Below are 25,190 nucleotides of genomic sequence, written 5' to 3'. Positions count from 1 at the left end.
CGCGGTTGTTTCGACGCGCTGCCTAGCTCGGCCTGCTTTCTTTCGCTTCCCGACACGGACTGTGAATCATTTGGTGCGTTTGCTGCTGCGCGGCGACGGCGAATGGGCTCGGTTTGCCCGCGTTGTCGTCCACGTTAGATCCAGTCTCGACCCAAAATTGGTCTTCCGTCGAGGTTGCAACCCTGGAATTCATCGACCAAAGTGCTCGTTCGACTTTTTTGACCCCACGGGGTATCTGCTGTCGTATCGTTACGCATCGTAAGCAAAACCGATCTACTGCAGTGATGACGTCGTCACGTGTGTCGAAGCAGTCGGCCTGCAACTAAGTGACTTTCGAAAAGAGATGTCGGTCCTTGTGCGAGCTAGACGGATGTAGTTCACGTCAAGGACGCATTCGTCTAACAAAGATGCTGAACTGCAAACGCATGCAACACCTGAGCACTCATGTACGCGGCAAATTCCTGCATCCTATCGTTCTTTCGGTTGTCTCCGAAATCGCAAATTGCCTTCGCTGAAAAAACTACAGGTCGTGGTGATGTCGCCAAAGCCGCCGCGAGATAAACGCCATAGGTCTCCATCTCAATACCAATCAATTTTCGATTGTTTCTCTTGATGGCCTCAATCGCAGGTCGGTTCTCAAGAACTGATGCCCCCGATGCAACTGGACCAATGAGAATTTCAGGTGTGTGCTCAACAGAACCATTCCAGTCTTGGGCGAGTTGACGAAGCATCTCGCGATTCTGAGAACGAAAGAGCGAAATCCGTGACAGCAATCCGTCATCGGTCGAAATCTGATGCGGATCTGGATCAAATTGGGTTCTTGCAAACCAACGACCTGAATTTCTCGACTTCCCGCTTCCATAGTCCCATGTGCGATCAGCGACGAGCACATCGCCGAAATTGCCCTTAACGCCGGCTGCGATGCCTGCCATTGCCAGATACCTGGGGCGAAACCGCTCGATGGCCAGGCAGGTGAGCACAGTTGCGGCCGGCATGCCCATTCGAGTCGCTGACGCCGAAATAACCGACAGCTTTTTGTTGTCAAGTTTGAAGGTCCCGCGATGAAAACAAAACGCATCCCCAATGGACTGCGGAAGCTGAACCCAGTCAGCGTCTAGTTTCAACACTGCATCAAGCTCGGGACTTTGTAGCGCCGTCAAAATTGCCAAGTCGCAAAGGTAGTTCGCGTCCTCGGCATCTGGTTTCGCCGCGACGATGTTAACGACCAAGGTGCTGAGACGCGACTGCCAATCAGAACTGCTCGCTTTATAGGTTATCAAGAACCTCATGGAGCTATTGAACAGAGACGCGTTCTTGGCAGCCAACTCTTCGTAAGCGGTTAAGCCGACCACGTGCTGCGGCGAATTAAATTCCTTGTGTTTGTCGAGTGTCTTTAGCAACCTAATCCCACCATCAGACACTGGATTATCGGAAGCTCCTCGTGGAAGATTAATGTCAAGAACCATCAAATCGAAATGATTGCTCCGGAGCTCCTCCAATGCCGCTGCTTGGCAAGGAACCACCTTGAGCTCCAAATCACAAAAAACATGCGAACGAATGACCTGTTCGATTTTTGCTTGTTTGACACTGTCGTCGTCAACAATTAGTACGTTTAACATTTCTCTCCATAAAACTTCAACAGAAGTTCCTTCAATTCAATTTGCCAACGTGACTCAGATGCACGAAGGTGAACGATCCCCAGAAAGATTTCGGGAAATTCGTCTCTCAGTCGATGCTCCAGACCTTCAAGCGACACTTTTTCTTCGCCCTCACCAAAACTCTCAAATCCGGTGACGACGATTACCCTGGTAGAAATACCATGCTTCCGAAGCCTCCGAAGTAGGTGTATACCAGCGAAATGTCTTAACGGCCCACCATCTTCTTTCTCTGATTTATCAAATGTTGGCATTTGCATATCAAGGAGTAGCAGATCCGGCCCTTCCCGAATTGCACGATCAACTCCCGAGGAATACGATCGCGAGTGGGAAACCTCGCAACCCGACTTCAATTCACGCACAAACTCGTCAATTTTTGCGCGCTTATTATCATCGTCTTCAACGATCAAAATACTTGTCATGGTAGATCTCCAATATTTACGGTTACCGACACCGAAAAACGTCGTTCCGCCTCATCGACGGAAAATTCTATTCTGGGCTCTGTCTGCCGGAGATCAACGTCAAGAATCTTCAACAGCTTGGGGAATCCACTTTTGCCCTCGCTTCGAATAGCCTCCCGGAACTCGCGAAATGATTTCGCTCGTTCAATGCTATCGACTTTCTCTCGCAGCAGTTTAATGTCAGTTTGATCTGACAGAGGGTTCGTCACGGTTAGTCGAAGTGCTCCGTTTTCCTCGACAGCATCGATCGAAACTTCTTCCGATGAGGGCGCGGCGTGCTTGGCGACATTTTCCAGGAGAATGTACAGCATGTTTATGAATGATCTGAAGCTCCCACCGCCGAACTTATGAGAACATCGCACCGAAATCTTCGGACTTTCCAGGAAATTTGGAAAAGAACTGACAATGTCAGACGCGGCACGGACGGCTTCCTCAAACTCAAAGTCATAAAAGTCTTGTTCTGTTGACAATCGAAACCAGCTTGACACCCGCTTACATGTTTCGTGTAGCTCTGTCCGACACTCTTCAATTGAACGCCTGAATTTCTGTCTGTCAGATGGTGAAAGATGATGCTCAACTTCCTGTTCGAGATTATCGACGAGCGAGGTGTATCTGCGCTCTAATTCACCTTCAATCTTGTTTCGAGCGTTTTTCAGATTCACTTCAGTCCGCTGCGTGAGCGAGTCAAAAATAGCATCGAGAAATGCCTCTATTGGCTCGAACGTTTCAAGACTCGCATAGAGCTTCGAAAGGTCGTCTTGGTCGAAACGATAATCAAACAGCGCAGATGGTAATTCATGCTCAACATTTACCTGGACCCATTTTGTTCGAACCTCTTCATTGATCGCATCGATAGTCTGAGAGAATTCCATGAAGTGTTGATCCACGAACTGCTTAGATTCATCACTCATTGGGACGCTTGTCGTTAGCCAATAGTGGTTGCTGGAATACCGACCGTCAGACTCCTCCGTTACAAGGTTGTGCCTTTCAAAAATTGCCCTGAGCTGGTTCGTCATTGTCCCGTGCCGAATCTGCATTCCGATGTAGGAATCTAGGCCGTGCTCGTCACTTGCTATGTACCGAGTCCTTACCTGATCAAACAGTTCACTGAAAACTTTTAGGCCATCATCTCCCGACTTTGCAAGGATGATGACACGATCCAAACCCTCTACTCCGTCCATACCCAGCGAGACAATGCCGCGACGGAGTCGCTCCAGGGGGAGATCGGCGAGTTTAACAAGCCGTTGATGCTTCTCTCGGAAATTATCGTCTAACGACTCTCGGATTCCCTCGACATTGATAAAGATCTTTGTTTCGTCAATATGCCGAATGCCCCGCCTAATTGCTTGCTGCCGACGAATCTCTGCAATCTCGGCGGAGTAAGATTCCTGCGCGTCTAAAAAGTTGCTCCGAAGATGCTCTAGTATTCTTATCCTGTCATTTTCAACCCCTTCTGTACCAGTGTTGGCAAACGACGGCCAGGAGCAAATTACACTTGGAACGCAGATGCATTCGAGGAAACGACGTAACTTCGTTTCATCTAGGTCGGTTTCTTGCTCGATTAGATCACCGGGCATGACGAGATTTAGCTTGATGAATAGATCTTCCGCGATGTCAAAGACTTGATCGTCTTCCCACAAGCGATAATCAAACGTTGCGGCAATCCAGAAGACCAGCGAGCGATCAACAATCTGATTCAAGTTCCCAGGCGGTAGCAGCTTTAAAGCTTTGAGCAGGTTACTCAACTGAACATTCAGCAGCAATCCTGTGCTTCGCAAGGCACCTTCAACCACCACGCTCGCACATTGGTCAAATTCGCCAAGAGACATCAAGCAACGGAAAAGGCCTCCAAGTGCATCGCTCTGTTGAAATGCGGGTGAAGTGGGATCTTCCCAGATTCGATTGTATTCTCGAATAGCTCCTGAGAAATCGCTGCTTTTCTCAAGGTATTGACCTTTGTATTTGGCAACTCTCTGCTGCGGAATCACTTTCAGGTCATCATTGTCTTCTTCGACAATTGTCCCGTCAGCGATAGCTCGAAAAAGTGATGCCGTTAGTGGAGCGCCTCGTTGACCAAGGTAGTTAAGGATTTCCCTCCCTTTGAATCGGTCCTTGATTCCAGTTGCCAATCTCGGTGTTAGCGAAGATACATTAATGAGACCAAGCGTCCCTGCACTCATTGCTTCGGAGGGCATCCGATTTTCCAAGAAAAATGCAATTGTCTGGTCCGCGAATTGTGAAGAACTTATACGCAAGCCCTCTTTCATCAAGCGATGCAGTGAATAGGCCGATGACTCGGTTCTCGCTAAAGCATCGAATACCAAATTTGCAATTTGCGCTGCGATTGAACCTAGACCATCGACATTTAGTGTTCGTTGGCCAAGGTAGAGAGATGACCGAACAAGCAACTCGTAGTGCTCGAAACGCGAAGGGTGTTTTTTAATAGCGTCAATCGCCTGGTTTCTTACCTCGAAATACTCTCCGGCGGTGTAGAGCTCTATCAGCTTTACCAATTCCCCACCGTTCCACGTCTTTGCCAGAGCTGGTAGGTAGCCGGTTGCCAGAGTTTGCATGAAGTGCAGCTTGCTTTCGGTGATTGCGTCTAGTCCTCGAGTTGAAAGGATTTTGGTTACGCAAACAGATGAGAAGGCAAATTGGTGTTGTATCGATTGAACCAGAGCGAGATACTGGTCTACCAGAGAGAAGAATCCTGCAACATATAGAAAGCTGTGGATGTCAATGCTCGATGCTTGGCTGTGGAAATCCATCCTCGCTCTAACAAAGTCGACAAACTGCTGAGCCGTTTTCTCGAGCTTTGATTCCCTTGCCATAGACATTTGCGCATCGCTGAACGCGTTTAGTTCATAGCGAAGATGGTTTCGAGAAACATCATCCTCGGCGCGTTCGCTCAAAAACTGACACAAAATCGCTAGGAAATCGTTGTCGCATTCTTGTCGAATGTCGGCAAGAAGACTTCGGTTTTCTTGAAAACCTCCTCGGAGCTGGGCTACAGCAAACTTGGACTCTATTAGCCATAAAGAGCAACCGAAACGATCTTCGTGTTCCTTCAAGACACGGTCTGCGTCCAAAAACGAACCGTTCAGCAATCGGTCTTCAAATTGTTTTTTGTTATCTAAGAACTGATTGATATCGTCGCTTCGGGCTACACAGAGAGAAGTCAACCAGAGCATTTCCGTCTCAAGAGACCTGGCTTTCGGCAGTGTTTGCCCCCGTCCTAAATCTGCCAATCGCCGCGGGTATAAATTCCTCAGAATGGTGCTTTCTTCAACGTCATCTCGGCCAAGTCGCCCGATCACGCGAGTGAGGTCCTCGACCGAATAAGCCTTCAGGTTCCTGACATCCGAGTAGTTGTGCTTTCCATCGTGTTGAACGATGTCCAGAATTTTTTGCTGCTTGTCTTTTCTTCGCAATGCCTGCGGTCGCCGGGGTGCCTTTGTCATGGTAGGGATCGACGTCGATGGAGCCAGCGAGTTGATTGAAAACTACAAAATAGAGGACTCACTTTCAAAGGAAGTGTGTAGTCTCTGAGCATTGTCCAACAGATCAACAACGCTGAAAAGGCCTGGGGGAGACGCAACAGGCATGACTTATCAGGTTTAATCCGCAACACTTCGCTACATAGTCCACGCTACCGATCACGAAACGCAATCGCGAACTTCGATGCTGCAACGACATCCGCTGCATTCAATTCACAAAATGGACATCTGCCGACATCATCAGCCATCACGTTTCCTCACCATCGCCTCGATTGCGCGAATCCCGTTTTCCATCTTTGTCCGTGCCGACACATTCGCCGAGTGAACCTTCATCGCTGGTGGAACGAAGCCGTGCAACGCGACCTGTTCTTCGATCCAGAGGGCGACGTCGTATCCGGTCCCGCGATCGTCATCGCCAAGATCGTGATCCAGGCTGAGGTCGGTGGCCGTGCCGGTTTTCAATAACTCGATGGCTTCATCGGGCCAATAGACTCGGTGCCAACCCTCGGGCGTCGTTCGTTCATCGTCGAGATAGACTTTCATTCGGTTTCGACCCAATGAAACTTGTCGGCACTGAGCACGGACTCGCCATGCCAGCGGTAGGCAACCAACTTGCCGCCCTTCGCCACGGAGTAGTCTGTGCAAGCGACGTTGGCCGCCAGTGGCGTCGGCGTACCAGTTAGCCAATAGTGGCCAACAAACACCGGCACTGCGTCACGCGGGTAGATGTCAACGGTCGCCAGATCGTCAGTCGCAATCTCAACATCAGGAACATCGTCGCTGCCAAGGTGATGCTGACGATAGGTGAGTCCAGTACCGTCCTCATACCATTTGATCCGCACCGAGCCTCGCCGGTGTCCAGCCTTATCGACAATCGAGTGTCCATCTGGCATCTGTAGCTCCGGACCTTTCAATACATTCTCGATTGCGTTGTTCAAATCGCTGCCGGCATCTTCCGACATCGCTAGAAATTCAGGCGTGAATCGGCCCGCGTCGGCCAACGCATCGTTAATGCTGTCAATGTCCCGCGTCTGCCACGATGCATGAGCCACACGAATTCCAACGATTTCAATCGCAACCGGCAGCGTTTTGAACCAAGATATCGCATCGGCAAGTTCGCCCGGCGACAACTGATCCAGCGTGGCCTGATGCTGCTTCAAGTTCTTGTCCGAATGAGGCCGAAACCATTCTCCCTGCTTCCCCGGTCGCGGAGTATGAAACGCAATCGCGTTGTACTCATGATTCCCCATCACCGCCAAAGCATCCCTCGCCTCCACCATCGCCCGAGCAATCTCGACAACTTCTCCGATTGCTGGTCCCCGATCCACGAAGTCACCAACGAAAATGACTTTCCGATCCGAATGGCGGTAGCCTTTGCCATGCCGTCGATACCCCAGTTTTTCCAGCAATGAGACAAGTACATTGGCGTGTCCGTGGATATCACCGATGATGTCGAATCGCTTACTCATAAAGATCGTCAGTCACATTGAGAATCGACTGCTTCAATTTCTCCTCTTCGGCTTTCTGATTGAGGAACCAATCTGTCGACCAAATTCGGTGAATCTCCCAACCGCGGGATCGAATGATCTCTTCACGCAGGCGATCTCGATCTCGTGCGCTCCTTGCTGAGTGATAGGTTGCTCCGTCGCATTCGACTCCAAGCAAGAATGAACGGTCACCATCCCGGCGACGCACACCGATGTCGATGAAAAAGCCAGCGACTCCCACCTGGGGAACTGCCTCGAGGCCCATCTGCTCAATCGTTCGACAAACCGCAATTTCGAAGGGAGAGTCGGGAGCTTTGCCTGCAACCGTGCCGCCGTCATCAATCGTCCCAGAGATCGCGTAGCTGAGGAAATCCTTGTATGCGTTCACCCCGCGACTCTTTTCTGGACCGCCTTGAATATCACCGGGATGAAACGATGAAAAAACAACCATGCGGTGACGCGACCGAGTGATCAAAACATTCAGGCGACGCCATCCCTTTTCCGAGTTGATGGGACCGAAGCGTTGCATCAATCGTTTACTTGCTGGATCCTTGCCGTAGGTGTAGCAAACGAAAATCACATCACGTTCATCCCCCTGCAGGTTCTCCAGATTTTTGATGAACAGTTCTTCTTCGCCTTGCTTCAATCGCTCCACCGCAATCGCGGCTGCCGCGTCCTTCTCACAACGCTTTTCCAAAAGCTCCGAAATCATCTCCGCCTGTTTCTTATTGAAAGTGCCGATGCCCAATGATTCATCTGGACGCGAGATCGCGTGGCGAACGATCTCTTCGACGACTGCGGCGGCCTCCTTCATGTTTAATCCACTCGTGCAGGTTGCATCTTCGACAAACACGTGTCGAATACCATACGCTTCTGGGTCGCCACTTGGAGACGGAAAGACAACCAAGTCGTTGTCGTAGAACCGCGAATTGGAAAACCGAATCAGACTTTCGTGCTTACTTCGATAATGCCATCGCAGCCGCCGGAACGGCTGAAATACTTTCATCGCAGCCTCAAGTACGGATTCGGTATTGTCCAACTGCGTTGACTCATCATCGTCGAGATCTTCCTCCGTCCGATCGAAAAAAGATGTCGGCGGAAGCTGCTTGGGATCCCCAACCACGACGAGCTGTTTCGCTCTTAGAATCGTCCCGATTGCATCTTCTGGTTTGATTTGCGATGCCTCATCCATGATCACCATGTCAAACTCGACGGTACTTTCTGAAATGAATCGTGACACGGAAAGTGGACTCATCATCAGACACGGCTTAAGTGCCTGCACCGCAGTTCCGGCCCGTTGCATCAAGTCACGAATTCGACAATGCCGCCGCTGCTTTTGAGATTCATGTCGAATCAACGCAAGCTCCGTCAGTTCGCCAACACGACCTTTAGAATTGCCAGATGGCACGGGGCGGTCGGCGGCCCGAGAAGCAATCTCATTCTTCCCAAGGTCTCGGAGCTCACGATCGTAGAACTGAAACTCCTCGCGCAGTCCGTCCATCGTTTGACCGGAGCCATGTCGCAACGCCTCTGATTCCTCGAAGGCCCTTTCAGCAGCGATCTCGAAAACCGACAGTTCGTACGACGCTGACATTAAGCCAGGCTCGATGACACCATTGATTGCTAGCTCAGCGAAGTCGCCAAGGTGAAGACGCGAACACTCATCCAAGGATCGACAGAACTTCGACCAGGCTGGAAGTTCATCAAGCTTCTGCCCAAGCGTCTGCGCACGGTCCGTGGTTTCACCAGCGAGAATGGATGGTATCTCCACCGACAACCATGACGAATCCAAGCGACCAAAAGTAGCAAGCCGTTGGCGAGCATCAGACACACTTTTCACGCATTCCCGATGAAGCCGGATCCGATCGCACAACTCTGTCATTGCTTCCACGTCCGCACTGGCGATCATTCGCTCGCGAATTGCTTCGGGAGTCTCGCTCAGCAGCGAGCGTCCATCGGAAATCCAACCTAAAACTGAATCAATCTCTACTGGCGAAGTGATTACGTTTTGATAGACGCCGCTCAATTTTAGAAGGCCCCAGCGATCGTTATCGCCGATCTCGCCATCACTGACGCTAAACCGATCAGATAGTTCAACCTGTTGTGCCAGCGCCGATATCCTCACTTGCGGGCTGTTCCCTATTTCGATTGCATCTCGGCATCCGGATTCAAGGCAGTCGATCGCCGATTCAAGCGAACTTCCCAACTCTTCATAATTCATGCCTTGATAGCGTTTTGATGACGACTCACCTTTTGGGGCCGATTCAAACAGTCCCGCAATTCGCTTTGCCCCCGCGAGCGATTCCTTTACATCGAAGCGGGCCAACTCTTCGGCGCGACTTGCGAACAAAGAAGTGATTCTCTCGTGGTCCGCACCGGCACTGCGAGCCGTGCTAGACCAGTTCACGGCCATTTGAAGTTGCTTCCAATCAGTAGCTTGCCCGCTAAACATTGAACCGAGCCGAAGCCGGTGTTCGGGATTGTCGCTGAATGCGTTTGTTATCGCATCGACTTTCGCACGTTCACGTAACGCGACAATCAGTTCCATCATCCGTGCAAGCGTCCAATCTTTTGGCAGCTTCAATTCAGAAGCAATCGCCGAAAGGTCCTTCGCCGCTGCAGCCCAGAGACCAACCCTTCGTTTCAACAGCTCGAGAGGCACCTGCTTTGCGTTACCGTCGGCAACTTTTGTCGAAACAGAGGTCGTCTCTGCCCATGCCGAAACGAATCCACTCTCAGCCTGTTTCAGATCAACATTGGAAACATCCGGCAAGAGACTCGACTTTTCAGTCAGTATCGAACAGGCAGATGCGTAATCCATCCCATGCTGCGTGGCGGTATGCACCCAATCGAAACGCAATCTCAGTGTTTCCCAATCGGTATCGACGCCCCGAAAGCCATCTCCAAAGACTGCCTCCAAGTCCTCTCGCGAACTAAACTCATTCTCCTCGTTGGACAGTACTTCCAAGTCCTCCAACGCTCGTATCCAGTCGTTCAGTTTGCGTTTGACACCGACGGCTGCAAACTCATCTAAATTGGCTCGTGCTGATCGGTATTCTCCGCTGAGCACCTTTAACCAAGATCGCCGATGACGCCTCAGCGTCTTCGCGATCTTTGTGACTTCGGTGGCCTCGGGAACCGAGGACATGTGAAACGATTCCTTGAGCGTCTGACGTCTTGCAAGAAGATCTTCGGCAACCCGGTTCGCTTGTTGAAACGTATTTCGTCCTTCGCTGCGAAACATCGGCGCACGAAGGCAATTCGGCTCAGCCACAACACGGTGTCGCGCCAGCTGAACAAGAGTGGACGCTTTCGCGAACGCATCGAAGTTCGACGGTCGGGAAACGCCCGGTAGATCCATGCGCCCGCCGACGTCGATGATCACGTCGGTTGCGCTCTCCGCGATTGCCGACCAGCGTGCAATTTCAGCAACGTCGGTGAGTGTATGCTCTGTTCCCGCAATGCTTCGAAATGCCTCTAGCGATGAATCCAGCTCTCCGAGCTTGCTGTCAGTCTGTGCGACATCGCAAGTGGAACCAGAAACGATCGCATCAAGTTTTTCGTTGGCCTTCTGCTTTGCCAACAGAAGGGCATTGTTTTCTTTGTAGGCAGCTCGCAAATGTTCAATGGCATTCGGATCAAACATCGGTTTCGTGACGGATGCGGGATCGGCGACGATTGGGTGCTGAACCAATTGCACCAATTTGATACAGCGACTCAAATCCTCGAGCATGTCACTTGGCGGGATTCCCACCTGACTCAAGATGTCCAAATTGGATTTTAGTTCGACGATTGACTGCCGCAGTTCCTTGCACCAATTCAGAGCATTGCCAGCGTCCTCGATTGAATCGTCAAGCGTAACAATACCCAACGCTAACATCGGCGCAATCGTGGTGCATTTCTCCTGAAGCGACGCCACCGCAACGCCAAACTCCGACTTAAGTCGTGTTGCGGCAGCGGTGCGAGCGTGCAGCAAAGACAGCAAGCCTTTGCACGCCCGGTATTTCTGTTCATCGACAAGTTCGGCGGCCAGGTTGGCAGTGGCCGGCGGCGTGCGATCGACGAAACTGCGAATGGCGTCGATATCAAGTCGATCCGCGGCGAAGTAGGTTTCGTCCGGTGCCATTCCCCAATCTTGCCCCAACTCGGTAGCACTCGAAAGAACGGTGCGAGACCGTTCTTCAATGTCATGGATACATGACTGGATTTCATCCGACTGTCGAAACGCGTATGCCTCGGGAAAAAATCCCCACCATACCCACTGTTTCGGATTCGGAGTCTCCAGCAAGACATTCGCGAACACATTCAATTCAGAAATCGCATATTGCATTGCATTGCGATCTCGTGGCATCCGCTGAACAGCCGCTCGATGAAATGTCGCACCTTGGCCGCGCAACGCAACAATCTTCCAGAGCATGTCGTACAACGCATCCCCACATGGACCGGCGGGCGCTGCCATTTCAGAAACGTAGTGGTTCAGCCGATCGCGTAGCCCAGCAAGCGACTCTCGCGTTCCGTCGAGCTCCTTGGGAGACGGATATTCGGCCCCCATCCGATCTCGCAACGACTCGAATACCTGTCTCGGTGACGCTGCATCACTGTGGAGCTCAAGGCAAAAGTCATCGAGCCCCAACGCTGTCATGCGATCATGCACGACCTGCAACGCCGCCAACTTTTCCGCTACGAACAAAACGGTCTTGCCTGCTCCAATGGCATCGGCGATCGCATTCGTAATGGTCTGAGACTTCCCAGTGCCCGGCGGCCCCTCGATGACCAAGTTTCGACCCGATCGAATGTCAACGAGCGCCGATTGCTGGGAACTATCCGCATCCAACGACAAAATCAGATCCGCTGCGGTTGAGTTTCGATCGACATCGTAATCTGGCGCATAAAGCGTCGCTTCATCGATCTCCCGATCGCCATTCGTGCCATCACCACCACAAATCAATTGTTCGATGATGGTGGCGGACTCGGATCCGACGGTCAAATCCCAGTTCGCCGGGTCGATGTCTGCATACATCGAAAGCTTGTGGAACGAGAAAAACCCCAGCACCGCCTCACGGCGAATACTCCACTCTGGTTTTGATTTGATCGCCTTCTGGAGTTCCCGGAAATACTCTTCGGGTTTTGCCCCTTCGGGCAAATCTGGAAGTGTGAGATCGAAGTCGCGAGCAAGCTTCTTTTGCAAGCTCAAGTTGAATTGAACCTCGTCCTCATCCCACTCGATTGTAAATCGAGGCTCTCCTCCGCTGCGCGAGACTTTTTCAATCCTCACGGGAATCAGGATCAACGGGGCAAGCCGAACCTTGTCCGAACTATCGGATTCCTTCCAAGCCAGGAAGCCAATTGCCAGGAATAGGTAATTGATCCCTGTTTCTTGCATCGCGGTGCGAGCCTCGCGCTGCATATACCTCAGAGTCGAATTCAACCTTTCCTGCGTCAGATTCGTTTGCAACTTGTCGTCAAACAGTGCCTTATTGCGCCCCAGTCGCTCGCTCGACATCTCGGGCAAGAGAATTGGATACTTCTTCGCTTCTTCATCGCTGCTGTGCGAACCAGACCCCAGCCTATTGGTTGCTAGTGTCTTGGGGTCCACGGCGGTGGTCGAAACACCAGTCGCCGTCGCCAACGTCTTATCTGCACTACCTCCGGAACCGTCCTGCAGAGAAGTGGCGAGTTGATCAACGTCCTCGGTCTTCTTCTTTGGCGGATCAGGCGCAAAGTCAAAAATGAACGGCTTTCCTGACTCAATCAGTCGCTCGTACATCACGTCAGGAAGTTCGTTGACTACCTGCAGTGTCCGCCGCTTGCTCTTGCGATAGCTCAGCAGTGGATTGCGAAGGCTAAGGTCCAGCAGTCGTTCGCGAAAACGCTCGATTTCATCGTGAAGGTTTACGGTACTCATTCAGTCTCGGTGCACAGTCAACGTTGTCGTAGTAATTTGTCCAATACGCTGAGCATCATGCTTCGACAAAGGAGTGACTACCGAACTGACTTCGGCGGTTCGCCACTGAATTGGCCCATCAGTCGATCAATTTGATCGTCGTCCATATTCGCGACCACGCGAAAGACTTCCGGTCTCTCACGAATTCGCTCGCGGATTGAAAGGGGCACCTTGTCGGCCAACATCAATAATTCATCTTCATCCGCTTTTAACTCGATGGCCAACTTGTGAATGAACTTCTCTGATGGATAATCGCCGAAATGCAGGCGACCACGTTCCACCTTGCTGATGTATGAGATGCTGACGTCTAGTCGCTCAGCCAATGTCGCTTGAGTTAATGAACGCTGCACGCGTAGAAGTCGCACACGATCGCCAAAATTCATTATCGCTTCTCCAATAGACGACCTACCTATGATTGCCGCCCCCCTCTAAAGAACCTATGCTCTTGGGACTTTTAGGTCAAGCAGTACGGATCGCTTAGCGATGAAGTGTCCGATTGCGTTGACGATTCCACTCTGTACTCTCGATTGGCAGATCGCAAAGAAGCGTGCGGGAAGAATGCACAAGTAAAATTGCGGCTTTCATCCGAAAACGAAAAGGAATCAAAGAATCCGAATCACTAGACAGCAAAAGCGACTTCATGTTCGATTCAACCAAAGAAGACCTCAAGGACATTTTGCGAGATGCAGATGCCGGCAAACTTCAACTTCCTGATTTCCAACGCAGTTATGTCTGGACCGACGAGGACGTCCGTAGTCTCGTTGCTTCCATTGCCAAGGGTTTTCCGGTTGGCGCTTTGCTCACGCTTCAAACTGGAAGCGAAGTCGCTTTTAAGCCCCGCCTGATCGCGGGTGTCCCAGAGAAGGACGTTGAACCATCAGAGCTGTTGCTCGACGGCCAGCAGCGGATCACGTCACTGTATCAATGCACGTTTTCAAAATCAGCAGTCCGTACAACGCTGCAAAACAAGAAGAAGGTGCAGGTCGAACGCCATTACTACATCGACATCAAACGATCTATCAATGGAGACGCCGATCTCTACGAGGCCATCGTAGGAGTCCCTGCTGATCGAGTCTTGCGGACCAATTTTGGCAAGGACGTTTCTCTCGACGTTTCAAGCCCGGAGCTCGAATACGCAAATGACATGTTCCCATTGGATCAGTCTTTTGACAGCAAGGACTGGTTCTACGGATGGCGTGATTACTGGAAACCGCAGGATCGTGACGTTGTTGACCTGGAGAAAGATTTCTACCGCCAGGTCCTCGAACGTATCGAACGCTACAAGATGCCAATCATCAGACTTGACAAATCAAACAGCCGAGAAGCGATCTGCTTGGTGTTCGAGAAGGTGAACGTCGGGGGCAAGAAGCTCGATGCGTTTGAGTTGCTCACAGCAGTCTATGCATCTAGCAAATTTGATCTGCGTGAAGCATGGAGTGGCGAGGCACCAAAACCGAACAAGAAAAAGAAGGATTTGAACCCCGGGATAAAGAAGCGACTCGTCGGAGGTGACTTTCCGCGTCGCGTGCTTCGGCCAATCGAGAACACGGACTTTATCCAGTCCTGCACGCTGTTGCATACGCGGGAACTCCGCTTGGAAAAGGAAGCAGCGGGTGCCGCCGGAAAAGAATTGCCGCAAATCTCCTGCAATCGACAAGCGCTACTCGGATTGCCGCTCACCGCGTTCAGCAAACATCAGCCAGCCGTCGAACGAGGCTTCATCGCGACGGCCGAATTCTTAAACGAGCAAAAGATCATTAGCGAGCGTGACGTACCCTATTCGTCACAGGTCAACGCACTTGCATCGCTATTTGCAACGCTTGGAAAACACGCCGACACTCTCCCAGCGAAAGAAAAGATCACACGATGGTTTTGGGCCGGCGCTCTCGGTGAGCTTTACGGCGGTGGCTCAGAAACTCGAATGGCCAGAGATCTTCATGAACTGGTTCCTTGGATTCAAGGCAATGGCCCCGTCCCACAGACCATCGGTGACGCCATCTTCCAGCAGGATCGGCTGCGTTCGCTGAGAGGGCGTATGTCAGCAGCCTATAAGGCGATTCACGCCTTGCTAATGCGGCACGGTTGTCGCGACTTCATCCACGGGAAGTCAGTTGAGCTAATGACGTTCTTTGAGAGCAAAATGGATGTGCATCACATCTTCCCTCGTGATTGGTGCGTAAAACAAGGAATCGACAAGAAGGTTTACGACAGCATCATCAACAAAACCCCACTTTCAAAGAAGTCGAACATCATCATCGGTGGCGTTGCACCTTCAGTTTATCTCGCCAAAATTGAAAAGAGGTCTGGCATCTCGTCAGTTGATTTGGACGAATTGCTGCACTCGCATTTGATCGAGCCAAGCTACCTACGAGCAGACGACTTCCAAGGTTTTTTCGATGCCCGAATGACTGCACTGTCCAGCTTGATCGGTGACGCAATTGGGAAGACCGTCGTACTAGACCACGGAACAAACGAACTCGAAATCGAAGTAGGTGACGACGAATCTGAAGTCGAAGGACTGTAAGTTCGACGATGTTCGTTTGCCACTTCCAGCACGAATTGGTATCAGCCGAAGCCGACAAAGAATCGTTGCTTAGTAGTGTTAAGAATCAGTCTGTCGTTTTGCGACTGAGGAGTCTTTTGTCGCTTCTCATCTTTGGGCCCGCGTATGCGAAGCTCGCCATCAGATCGTAGCGCATCCAGCGCCAAATATAGCCTGCTTCGGTCCGCTGGAGTTTCGTTCGCGACGGATTCGATCAATTGCTCGACGGTCGTTTCACCACCCATTTCGCTGATTCTTGGGCATAACTGTTCCACCAACGCTTCCTGAGTCGCTTCGGAAGCGGCTTGATCGAAACGGAACATCGTTGCTTGATTGAAGTTATTTCGATTGAATTCGAGCATCTTCAAGCCAGCAAAACCCTCGTGCAGTGAATTGTTTTGATGAAGCCAGTGCGTCGCTTTCATTACGTTGTTGGCTTGGGGATGATTGCTGAGATGCAAAAGCCAGTAACCCCAGCCATCATGTTGCACCATGAAAGGACTGACGTATTTTGCGACGCACCCCTTGCGAATTGCATCGAGAAAAATTGCAACTAGCGCTTTTCGCCAATCGCTGAAATGATTGAAGGACGCTTGGTTCGTAAACGCATCACCAAGATCGACTCCAAATCGCTTAATACCCTTACGGAAGTCAGGATTGTCGTTCGCAAACATAGCCAATGATTCGACGCTGATGTTCCAAATGATCTCAGCCTTCGGCAGATGCCGGAGGATCGCGTTGCAATGATCTAACGTAGCGATATTCCAGCCGCATTGATCCAGGAAGAAAATCGCTTTTGTCTTCTCGTGCGAAGGAATACGTTGCAGCAAACGCGGCAAGTACTCATCAAAGGCCATACGATCAACTTGAATATCACCGGTGCCAAGAAGCGGCGCGTACTCGGATGCTTGAATGCCACGAGTTAGCTCACTGATCGCAGAGCGACTCAAATCTGCAAAATGGTATTTGGCGCGGATCTCCAACTTATTCGTAGTTCGACCAGCATTGATCGTCTGTTGTGATCCGTGAACTGTGTTGAGCATTACGAACGGCGAGCCGGAAATCGGTCCTCGCGTAATCGGATCCGTGAAGATTCCTCCGCCAGCAAAAGCGTCCACAAAATGAATGTTGACGGCGGGAATGACTGGGTTTGCGGCGACCGTAGAAAAATACGCCTCAATGTAACTCCGAAGAATATCTAGTTTCACTTGGCTATGGATTGGGCAGACGGGCCGTTTGCCGTCTGTCCATGAAAAAGCGTCCTTGGATTTGACCACGATTCCCTCCGGTTCGTTTAGATGGCTGTTTAGCTAACCTCAATAGGATATGCATCCCACGTTTTACCGTCCAGTGTTCGGCCAGCACGGCCCTTGCCCATTCGGACGACAGTAGCATCCGTTTTTCGTTGCTTTGAATCTTCAGGGTCGCGGATGTTACCCATTTTGCCGATCCGAACTAGTCGTTTTTCGTCAGTACCCGCGGGAGCCGGGGCGTAATCGCCGTATTGCTTAAAGAAAAATGCGGTATCCGATTTCTCACAGATATCTCGCAATCGCCGAAACCAATCCGGGTGTGAAGGACGCGCTCCCGGGCCACTTTCACCTCCAACGATTGCCCAATGGATACCTCGCAGATCTACCTGATTGACCGGACCAATCAGAGGCTCAAATGAAACGAAGCGAACCTCAGCGGGAACTTCCCGCAAATGGTCGACACGAAAAGTGTACGACTGCGACTCCACGCTTACACCCATCCAGACATTCGTCGGCCAATCAAGTTTGCTGGCAATCTTGGCCAATCGCTGCGAGCGTTTCGTTAGAATTTGAAACTGGTGCCAATGAGCACGGCGGCAAACATCCAGCACGCGCTCGACAAACTCGATCGGCACATCGCGATGAAACAAATCGCTCATCGAGTTCACGAACACTTTTCGGGGACTCCGCCATGACAGCGGTTTGTCCAGGACGTGGTCGTGCGTCGTCAACTCAAAACCGTTGCGGTAGTTGGGTTGTCCCATGGCCTGCAATCGGCGAGACATCCGCAATGCATAGCAATTCTCGCAACCGGGACTGATCTGCGTACAGCCCGTCACCGGATTCCAGGTTTCGTCGGTCCACTCAATTTCTGACATTTTTGTCTCCTCCAGGAGAACAGAATACCGCTTCGCCATGACACGTCTGGTCACGGACATGCGATATTTTCCAACAACCAAGTCACCTCATCAATACTTCACCAACTTGAGATCTGATTCGGCACTGCAAATTCGTCCAAATGCCAACCAATTTTCGCTGAATCGTTCACCAACGTCCAAGCCCAGAACCCAAAACTTTGAGATTGATTGATTGCCTTGACCCATTGGTCCAAGAAAAGGTGCTTGGCCTTCGACTCGTCAGTCTCCTGACCTTTCGTCTCGATAATCAGCATCGTTCCGCACTCCAAACGGACCAAAAAGTCCGGCCGATACTTTCGCACGACGCCACGATACACATAAAGAATTTCAAACCCAAGATGATCGTTCTTTACCCAGGAATTCACCAGTTCGGAATGATCGAGTTCAAAGGCTTCCGATCCTTCCCAGGTGCTGTCATACACGGCGACATTGATGTGTGATCGCTTTGTCACTTCGCAGGGACGTGAAGTAAACCAAGGTCGCATGTCGGACGTGCTGAGCAGTGGCCGATGCGAATCGAAAACAGGTGTCAATCGCATTGTATTCTCAAATCGAATGGCTTCCCAAATGTGTTGGACGATCCGATTCATGTTTAAGATCAGCAGAATTCGACGTTTCAATGGATCTTCATTGTAGCTTTCACTATTTGCGCGAACACGATCTGAACGCAGGACTCGGTCAACGATCGAGATGACTTGCGAGAGAAGCGATTCTCGTGTTCCGTTCCAACTCGGCTGCATCTGCTCGAATACATCTCGCGCCATCTTGAACACTACTGTCTGTAATCGATGGCGCTCGCCAAGTTTACGCAAGTCAATTTCAGAAAGCGCGTCCATGTTCGGCTTTCCTTCCAGGATCGCCGCCAATTCCGCGTGAGTCGGCGTATCTCGCGGATTCAGCTCCAAAGCAGGAACGTTCGCGATCTCCAAATGCAACTCAGGCGAATACTCGTGTTCAATGCGGATGACGTTCGGCCAAGTGATGCCAAACTCTTGCTCGCGTTCACGAATAGGTTCGACGAGCGTCTTAGGCTTGGGTGGTGGCGGAGGAGTATCGTCGCCCTCCTCATGCGGCAAAAATGTGAACGGTACGCCAAAAATATTCACGTACTCCGGCTCAAACTGCCCAGTTTCTGGATTGATGTCGTACGAAGTCCGTCGCAAGCCACGTCCAACAACCTGCTCACACAACAGTTGGCTCGAAAACGCTCGTAGCCCCATCACGTGGGTTACCGTCTTCGCATCCCATCCCTCTGACAACATGCCGACGGAAATTACGTTCTGCAATTGTTCACCGGGTCTACCTACCTGGCCAACCGTATCTACCTGCAAGCGAAGCAGCTCGGCTTGTTGTTGCTTCGTAAGCGGCTTTGCGGTCCCGTCGTCATCATCATCGCTTGGCGGACGTGTTAGTTCGGTGGCCTGATCTTGCGACTCAGCTTTCTTCAGCACGCTGGAGTCGATGTGCAACGTTCGATCAGGATCACACAACTCCGTGATGAGGATCTTCTCATGATCAAAAGCGTACTTAATTCTCGCAGCAGTTTCGGTTCGGTTGGCCACTGTTATCAACACCGGAGGCACCGGATGCCCCACGCTTTCCCAGTCCTTGCGTGTCTCAAGCCAATCTTGTCCGAGAAGCGTGTAAGCCTGAGTGACAATATCTGGCAACGGCTCGTGCGGGAGAGCCTTGCGATTGAAGTCGTCTTGTACGTCATCGTCACGGTACAAGTGGTAGAAGCGACTCTTGTACTCCGCATCTAACTTTCCGTTGTCACGCACGACAACGCGTGGAGTCTTCACCAGCCCCGATTCGATTGCATCGTTCAACCCAAAGTCACTGGTGATCCATCCGAATAGTGCGTCCTCGCTACTCTTCTTTCCCGACGGCGTATATGGCGTCGCCGAAAAATCGAAGCAATGAACGAGATTGCGGGAGCGGTGAATCCGGTCCAACCCCTCGATCCATTTAGTCGCCGAATCCAAATCATCTTTGGAAACACCTTGCACCGATGAACCAGCCGGCACTCGCCAAGCATGGTGAGCCTCGTCATTGAGAACGATCAGATTACGAGCTGCCGCCATTTCACCGAGGACTTCTCGTGTGTACGCCTCATCGCTCTTCGCGCCTCGCTTGTCGACACTTCTTCGCTTCGCAATCTGTTCGTCAGTATCCCAGCCCAGCTTGTGCCAATTATGAATCACCACCTTGGCCTGTCGCAGTTTGTCGTACAGAGCTGGTGGAACGATTTGAAAGAGATCAAAGTAGTTGCCGGGTGAATCGGGGACGAGCACCGCGAGGCGGTTGCGAACCGTCAGACCCGGTGCGATTGCTAAGATGTGTTTGGAGTAACGCGAATCCTGCGAGTACGTCACTCTGTTGAGTGTTTGCCATGCGATCACCATCGCCATCACGATCGTCTTTCCGCTACCCGTGGCCATTTTGGCACATAGGCGAGGAAACGGCCCACCATCGCTAGGGATGTCGATCCCCTGCTTATCGGCCTCGGTGGCTTCGGTTAGCCAGATCAGTGTCTCAATCGCTTCAAGTTGGCAAAAAAAGAACCGCATCCCCTCGCGTTGGTCGGGATCGTACCAGTGTTCCAGCAAGCGGCGCGTGATTCCAGTCGCGCCGGGGTAGTTCGCTTCCCGCCATTCCTTAACACGCGGGCGGATCTGATTGACCAGCTCCAGTTCAACAAACTGTCCCGGATCGTTGAACCCCTGAACGTTCGGAGTAGCCACGACATAGCCCGCAGGCCTGCGACCTTCGATTTGAGTGAAGATCATGTACTGGCGATCGTAACTCCAGTAACGTTCGGGTTCAACGAAAGGCGTGTTCAGGATCAGGTCGCCAGCGCCTAAGCGATTCTTACGTTTAGGCATTAGATAGGCTCCAAGCAAGCATTCGCTTCATAGGAGAACAAGACTGCGCAGCCTTTCTTCATGTGCCTTTTGGCGTACTTTCTTAATCTGGTACGTCGATCACCGTCTCTTGGCTGCTTTGCTGGTGGCCCGAGGACTATATGATTACCGTCGTTTGAAACGAGAACACGTCCGTGCGTAAACGCTAAGTACACGTACGCAATGTCAGTTCGTTCATTCTCAATTATGACTCGCCTAATCGCCTTGATTAGATCTTGGTTCTTCTTGATTTCCTGTTCATCTTGATTGCCGATGTCGGCCCAGTATCGAAGCAAGTAAACCTCTCGCTCAGTTTCGAACTCTCTCTCGAATTGCGGTGCGACGATTCGTTCAAACTCTTCTCGAAATAGGTTTTGGTCGTCAACAATCAGTCGACAGCCACTCGTAAGTAGCCGCGACAGCAGATTATCAACGTTCCCATCTGGATTGTATTTGGCATTCTTATCACACAGATGCTTAAACACATTAGTGTCGATTAAAATTTGATTGCCTGGTGGCCAGCTCATTTCTTGACCCCCAGCTTCATGCTCTCAAGGACATCCGCACCAAAGAACTCCATCGGCAGTCCCTTTTGCAATCGTCCGCCAGGCTCCACGTCTAAGTTTGTTATCCTGGGACGCTTATTCTCATCGATATCGACGAAGGCCAATGAGATATCGGAAGGCTCGAGTCTTCCCTCGGCAACAAGAGTTCTCAAACGCAGGATAATTTGAGAGCTATGTGTTTCGATTAGCGAACGGACGCCGCGCGTCTTCCATAAATCGGCGAAGTATGAACCCATCGCGAGTTGTGCCGTCGGGTGCAATTGCGCCTCCGGCTGTTCGACCATCAGCAATGTATCTGGTGAAGCGATCGCACCTTGGACAATGATCGGCAAGCATTGTCCAACGCCAAAACCAAAGTCGGAAAGGTACGATTCCATCTGCGTCCGCCGATTCATCGCAGTGGCGTGCGCGACAAATCCGCGACCTGCCGACTTGAAACGTAGATTAATGACATCGGCAACCGCCTCCAAATGAGTCTGGACGAAGTCAGCGTCCTCCCCTTTCTTGGCCATGAGTAATTGCAAATGTGGTAGTGCAAACTGTCCACGCTGCCCAACTGTGCCATCAGGTGGATTGGACACCAGGATCACTCGAGACGATTCTTCACGGACCGCCTCTAAGTGTTGCATTGACGAGAGTTCATGTCGTATGGAAGAAAGAAACCGATCTGAAAAAACTCGTAGAATCGCCTTTTCGGGTGACGATGAACGAGCAGGAAACTTAAGTAGGCCGACTTCCGGATTTCTAAGTTGTCCTAACTCGTCGAATACTTTTTCGTCACCGAGCGTTACTTTTACTCGATGAGTACCTATACGGCTCCGAGATCGGTAGGCGACCAAGCCGCTGACGCGCACGTGAGCGACCTCCTCATGCGAGATGTCGGACTCAAGTGGGATCGTGAGTTGTAGTTTGATCTCTTTGGTTAGCGGATCGGACAGTCGCTTGATTGTACGCGCACCAAGAAAAAGAGCCATCTCCTTCGCGTCAGGCAAGTCAGTAGTTTCGTAATCCAAATCGAATTTCAGGCTGCCAGCCTTTCGACGCGAGTTCTTCAACTGCGCGAAATTTCCGAGCTTGACTCGATCACCGTCCGTACGAAGAAAGTCTTCGTCCGAAGTTGACAGCGACTGCTGCAACATCAACAGAAATTTAATGAGGGTCGACTTTCCAGCGCTATTGCGACCTATCAGGACCGTGATTGGGCGTAGACGTAGATAGACCCGCTCATCAAACGCTCTGAAATTCTCTAATTCAATTTGCTTTAACATTTTGCCCTGGCATCAATTTTCTACGTTGATGATTTTTAGACATTCGATCCCGCGATCGTCGATAATCTTCGCGGCGATACGACGGTTCTTGCCCAGGTCGAAGGCCAGAGAGACAGTGCCTCGATAGGCTTCAATCAGGTCTTCGTCGATCTCGGCTTTCAAATTCTTTGACAACCGGCTCCAGCCATCCTTCTCGCCAGCCATGGGGAAGAATACCTGCCGTGGCAGCAGACTGCGGCCGTCGTAGTCAGTGTCGAGTAGCCACATCGCAATACGGGATGTGTCGCCCGATTCGATCTTGCCGTTGCCTGGGTTGTAATAATCGAAACCATGTACCTCGACTTCCCACAAACCGGTGTCTTGGCCGCGATGAATTTTTCGCAAGGTAACGTCTGGCTGTCCGACCAGCCAGAAACTCTCGTTGCTTGAACGCTTCTTCTTCAAGTCGTCCGTCAACAAGTCCGTGTTCATTTGAAGCTTCAAAAACTGCATCCCAGCTTTCTTTGGATCCAGCTCGTCGATGTCCTTGGCCGCTTCGGGATCGAAGTGGAACGAGGCGAACAGCAAGACTTCCGGCTTGGGCAAGAGGCCGCGAGCTTCTTCCCACGCTAATTCGACGTGGCGTTGTTCCATCGGTGCGTGTTCGGGACCGAAAGAAACCGCGACGGCGCGAGCTTCCTTGTCCCTGGTCTCGCCAATTGCATGCAAATAACGAGTGCCGGGCAAAGGCTCCAAACGAGAAAACTCAATCTTCGCGCCGCCTTTGCCACGCACACCAGTGCGAGCCAATTCGTCACGCCATTCGTCTTGCCGCGAGGTTGCACCGCTGCGCGTGATGGACTGGTCCGCGGGCATCGGGTCAGCGATTGGTCCATGTGAATCTGGATCGTCGATAGGGCGCACGTTGATGGCGGGAACTGCCTCATAAGTGAATGGGCCAGTCACGCGTGCCTTGCTGCGATCGACTTCGGGTTGATCGTAGAGCGTTTCCTGGTCTGAGTATTTCTTAATAGCCGCATCAATCTCTTCACGTGTCATTCCTTCAACAATTTCAGGATTGTTGGCAATCGACTTCAGCGTCACGTGCGGCACAGTCTTGTACTTGAATCCGCTCCCGACACCTTCGTTGGGATGAGCTAGAGTGTAGTAGTCAAAAACCGCTGTCATTAGGCGTTGCTTTGCGAGAGTGATTGCAACACGGGACGTATCACATGTGATCCAACGCCGCCCCCATTGTTCGGCAACAAACGCTGTTGTGCCCGACCCGCAAGTAGGGTCGAAAACCAAATCACCTGGGTCCGTTGTCATGAGCATGCATCTCTTAACAACGTTCAATCCTGTTTGCACAACGTACTGCTTGTCACCCCCAAATTGATTCTGACCGAGAGTGTCCGACCATAGATTCGTCAAAGGAACTGCGGGAAAATCGTCTAAGAATCGCACGTAGCCAAGGCCTCTCCCGGCGCGTGCAATTCGGCTGGCCAACTTAAGTCGCTCGACTCCGTCTCGATGAGTGCTCCATTCGCGCTTAGGTGGAAGAAATTCTTCTCCATCAAACTTTATAGAAAAATAACCTGTACGTCCGGGGCGAACCCGCGATGATGTAAGGTCCCCCGTTGTGAATATGCGAGCGTCTTTCGGCAGATCTTCGATTCCCGACTTCTCTTCGCTGGTCATCCGTCGGCGAGTTCCATCGCTTAGTTCAATTTGGGTATAGGCAGTTGCACCTTCTCCACCTGCTTCTTTCAAACGGAATAGAGGACGGTATCGGCATACTTGTGGGTCTTTTGCATACCAAACCAAATAGTCAAGCGTACCTGGAATATATTTTGATGTTGCTCCAACCGTTTTTGCAAAGCTAATCGTTCCGATACAAGCTCTAGAGCCGAAAACCTCATCAAGTATCCCGCGTACAAGATGCAAGTTCTCATCTCCAATTTGCACAAATACGCTTCCTGTATCAGTAAGCAAATCGCGAGACAGTAGTAGGCGATCACGCAGATAGGTGAGGTAGCTATGAATGCCTACCTCCCAGGTATCACGAAACGCCTTCAGCATTTCCGGTTCCTGTGTAAGGTCTTCATCTCGAGAATCCTGAACATTCCTTTTATTCACAAACGGCTGGAAGTTTGATCCGTATCGGATGCCGTAAGGCGGGTCGAGGTAGATCATCTGAACTTTGCCAGCCATGCCCTCCTTTTCCAGAAGACTATTCATCACCAGCATCGAATCGCCTGCGACAAGTCGATTGGTCCAGCCGTGCGGATGCTTGTAGAAGTCGAGCGCATCGCGGAGCGGTAGATATGAGGCCGGCTCCTCGAACAAGGACATCTGCCGATTTCTACCATCACCCGGCTTGGCGCGATCGCCGTTTGTTCGCACGGCGGCGATGATGGCCTTTGGATCAATCCGCTCGTGAACGTGCAATGAAACGGTTGGCACATCGAAACTCGTTCGCTCGGCCTTGCCAGCCCACACCAATTGCGGATCAAGGTGTGGGTCGTATTGGTAGGTCTTCCGCGTTGGCCTAACTGGCTCACTGTCTGAAGTCACCAAACCGACGGGCGGATTATTCGCTCGTTTCTTGTCCGTGTGCGCGTACGAGTCGATCTGCTTTTTCGCAGACGCCTTTGTCGATTCAGCGGACGACTTTTTTGTCGCCGCTTTCTTGGTTGCCTTCTTTTTCGCCATCAGAGC

The 25,190-nt window shown here is 51.4% G+C and carries 13 protein-coding genes; 1 reads left to right on the top strand and 12 read right to left on the bottom strand.

Annotation, left to right across the window (positions count from 1 at the left end):
- Positions 1–398 precede the first annotated feature (398 nt).
- The 7 genes from Poly59_RS25940 to Poly59_RS25910 form a co-directional block, all read right to left on the bottom strand.
- A complete protein-coding gene (locus Poly59_RS25940; RefSeq protein WP_146537032.1) occupies positions 399–1,619 on the bottom strand; it encodes a phosphorylase family protein in 1,221 nt (406 codons plus the stop codon).
- On the bottom strand, positions 1,613–2,077 hold the full coding sequence (locus Poly59_RS25935; RefSeq protein ID WP_146537031.1) for a response regulator transcription factor: 465 nt from the start codon (positions 2,075–2,077) through the stop codon (positions 1,613–1,615). Before Poly59_RS25935 ends, Poly59_RS25940 begins: the two co-directional genes overlap by 7 nt.
- Positions 2,074–5,577, bottom strand: coding sequence for a hypothetical protein (locus Poly59_RS25930; RefSeq protein ID WP_146537030.1), 3,504 nt, complete (start codon positions 5,575–5,577; stop codon positions 2,074–2,076). Before Poly59_RS25930 ends, Poly59_RS25935 begins: the two co-directional genes overlap by 4 nt.
- Before the next feature lie 276 nt (positions 5,578–5,853).
- The gene (locus Poly59_RS25925) at positions 5,854–6,156 is read right to left on the bottom strand and encodes a cyclic-phosphate processing receiver domain-containing protein (protein WP_146537029.1); all 303 of its coding nucleotides are present in this window, start codon (positions 6,154–6,156) and stop codon (positions 5,854–5,856) included.
- Positions 6,153–7,082, bottom strand: coding sequence for a metallophosphoesterase (locus Poly59_RS25920; RefSeq protein WP_146537028.1), 930 nt, complete (start codon positions 7,080–7,082; stop codon positions 6,153–6,155). The genes Poly59_RS25925 and Poly59_RS25920 overlap by 4 nt, the downstream gene beginning before the upstream one ends.
- The gene (locus tag Poly59_RS25915; RefSeq protein WP_146537027.1) at positions 7,075–13,005 is read right to left on the bottom strand and encodes a DUF4011 domain-containing protein; all 5,931 of its coding nucleotides are present in this window, start codon (positions 13,003–13,005) and stop codon (positions 7,075–7,077) included. The genes Poly59_RS25920 and Poly59_RS25915 overlap by 8 nt, the downstream gene beginning before the upstream one ends.
- A 77-nt stretch (positions 13,006–13,082) precedes the next feature.
- Positions 13,083–13,427, bottom strand: coding sequence for a helix-turn-helix domain-containing protein (locus Poly59_RS25910; protein WP_146537026.1), 345 nt, complete (start codon positions 13,425–13,427; stop codon positions 13,083–13,085).
- Positions 13,428–13,684: 257 nt separating this feature from the next.
- Here Poly59_RS25910 and Poly59_RS25905 point away from each other — a divergent pair, with 257 nt between their 5' ends.
- Positions 13,685–15,568 (top strand): GmrSD restriction endonuclease domain-containing protein, encoded by a 1,884-nt coding sequence (locus Poly59_RS25905; protein WP_146537025.1) that lies wholly within the window; start codon positions 13,685–13,687, stop codon positions 15,566–15,568.
- Between the two features lie 41 nt (positions 15,569–15,609).
- On the opposite strand, the gene Poly59_RS25900 is transcribed toward Poly59_RS25905, so the two are convergent.
- The 5 genes from Poly59_RS25900 to Poly59_RS25880 form a co-directional block, all read right to left on the bottom strand.
- Positions 15,610–16,863 (bottom strand): three-Cys-motif partner protein TcmP, encoded by a 1,254-nt coding sequence (locus Poly59_RS25900; RefSeq protein WP_186776526.1) that lies wholly within the window; start codon positions 16,861–16,863, stop codon positions 15,610–15,612.
- A gap of 29 nt (positions 16,864–16,892) precedes the next feature.
- On the bottom strand, positions 16,893–17,717 hold the full coding sequence (locus Poly59_RS25895) for a DUF5131 family protein (RefSeq protein WP_146537023.1): 825 nt from the start codon (positions 17,715–17,717) through the stop codon (positions 16,893–16,895).
- A 98-nt stretch (positions 17,718–17,815) separates the two neighbouring features.
- Positions 17,816–20,641, bottom strand: a complete 2,826-nt coding sequence (locus Poly59_RS25890; RefSeq protein ID WP_146537022.1) for a BPTD_3080 family restriction endonuclease — start codon at positions 20,639–20,641, stop codon at positions 17,816–17,818.
- Positions 20,642–21,182: 541 nt separating this feature from the next.
- Entirely contained in the window at positions 21,183–22,493 is a 1,311-nt protein-coding gene (locus Poly59_RS25885; RefSeq protein WP_146537021.1) for an AAA family ATPase, read from the bottom strand.
- Between the two features lie 12 nt (positions 22,494–22,505).
- The gene (locus Poly59_RS25880) at positions 22,506–25,184 is read right to left on the bottom strand and encodes a site-specific DNA-methyltransferase (protein WP_146537020.1); all 2,679 of its coding nucleotides are present in this window, start codon (positions 25,182–25,184) and stop codon (positions 22,506–22,508) included.
- Between the last annotated feature and the right edge of the window lie 6 nt (positions 25,185–25,190).

The organism is Rubripirellula reticaptiva (genome assembly GCF_007860175.1).
GTDB classification, from domain to species: Bacteria; Planctomycetota; Planctomycetia; order Pirellulales; family Pirellulaceae; genus Rubripirellula; species Rubripirellula reticaptiva.
This window is presented reverse-complemented; position numbering and strand designations above follow the sequence as displayed.

Bases quoted from the DNA above. Each gene is read 5' to 3' on its own strand.
- Poly59_RS25940 (WP_146537032.1), bottom strand. From the start codon at position 1,619: ATGTTAAACGTACTAATTGTTGACGACGACAGTGTCAAACAAGCAAAA.
- Poly59_RS25935 (WP_146537031.1), bottom strand. From the start codon at position 2,077: ATGACAAGTATTTTGATCGTTGAAGACGATGATAATAAGCGCGCAAAA.
- Poly59_RS25930 (WP_146537030.1), bottom strand. From the start codon at position 5,577: ATGACAAAGGCACCCCGGCGACCGCAGGCATTGCGAAGAAAAGACAAG.
- Poly59_RS25925 (WP_146537029.1), bottom strand. From the start codon at position 6,156: ATGAAAGTCTATCTCGACGATGAACGAACGACGCCCGAGGGTTGGCAC.
- Poly59_RS25920 (WP_146537028.1), bottom strand. From the start codon at position 7,082: ATGAGTAAGCGATTCGACATCATCGGTGATATCCACGGACACGCCAAT.
- Poly59_RS25915 (WP_146537027.1), bottom strand. From the start codon at position 13,005: ATGAGTACCGTAAACCTTCACGATGAAATCGAGCGTTTTCGCGAACGA.
- Poly59_RS25910 (WP_146537026.1), bottom strand. From the start codon at position 13,427: ATGAATTTTGGCGATCGTGTGCGACTTCTACGCGTGCAGCGTTCATTA.
- Poly59_RS25905 (WP_146537025.1), top strand. From the start codon at position 13,685: ATGTTCGATTCAACCAAAGAAGACCTCAAGGACATTTTGCGAGATGCA.
- Poly59_RS25895 (WP_146537023.1), bottom strand. From the start codon at position 17,717: ATGTCAGAAATTGAGTGGACCGACGAAACCTGGAATCCGGTGACGGGC.
- Poly59_RS25890 (WP_146537022.1), bottom strand. From the start codon at position 20,641: ATGCCTAAACGTAAGAATCGCTTAGGCGCTGGCGACCTGATCCTGAAC.
- Poly59_RS25885 (WP_146537021.1), bottom strand. From the start codon at position 22,493: ATGTTAAAGCAAATTGAATTAGAGAATTTCAGAGCGTTTGATGAGCGG.
- Poly59_RS25880 (WP_146537020.1), bottom strand. From the start codon at position 25,184: ATGGCGAAAAAGAAGGCAACCAAGAAAGCGGCGACAAAAAAGTCGTCC.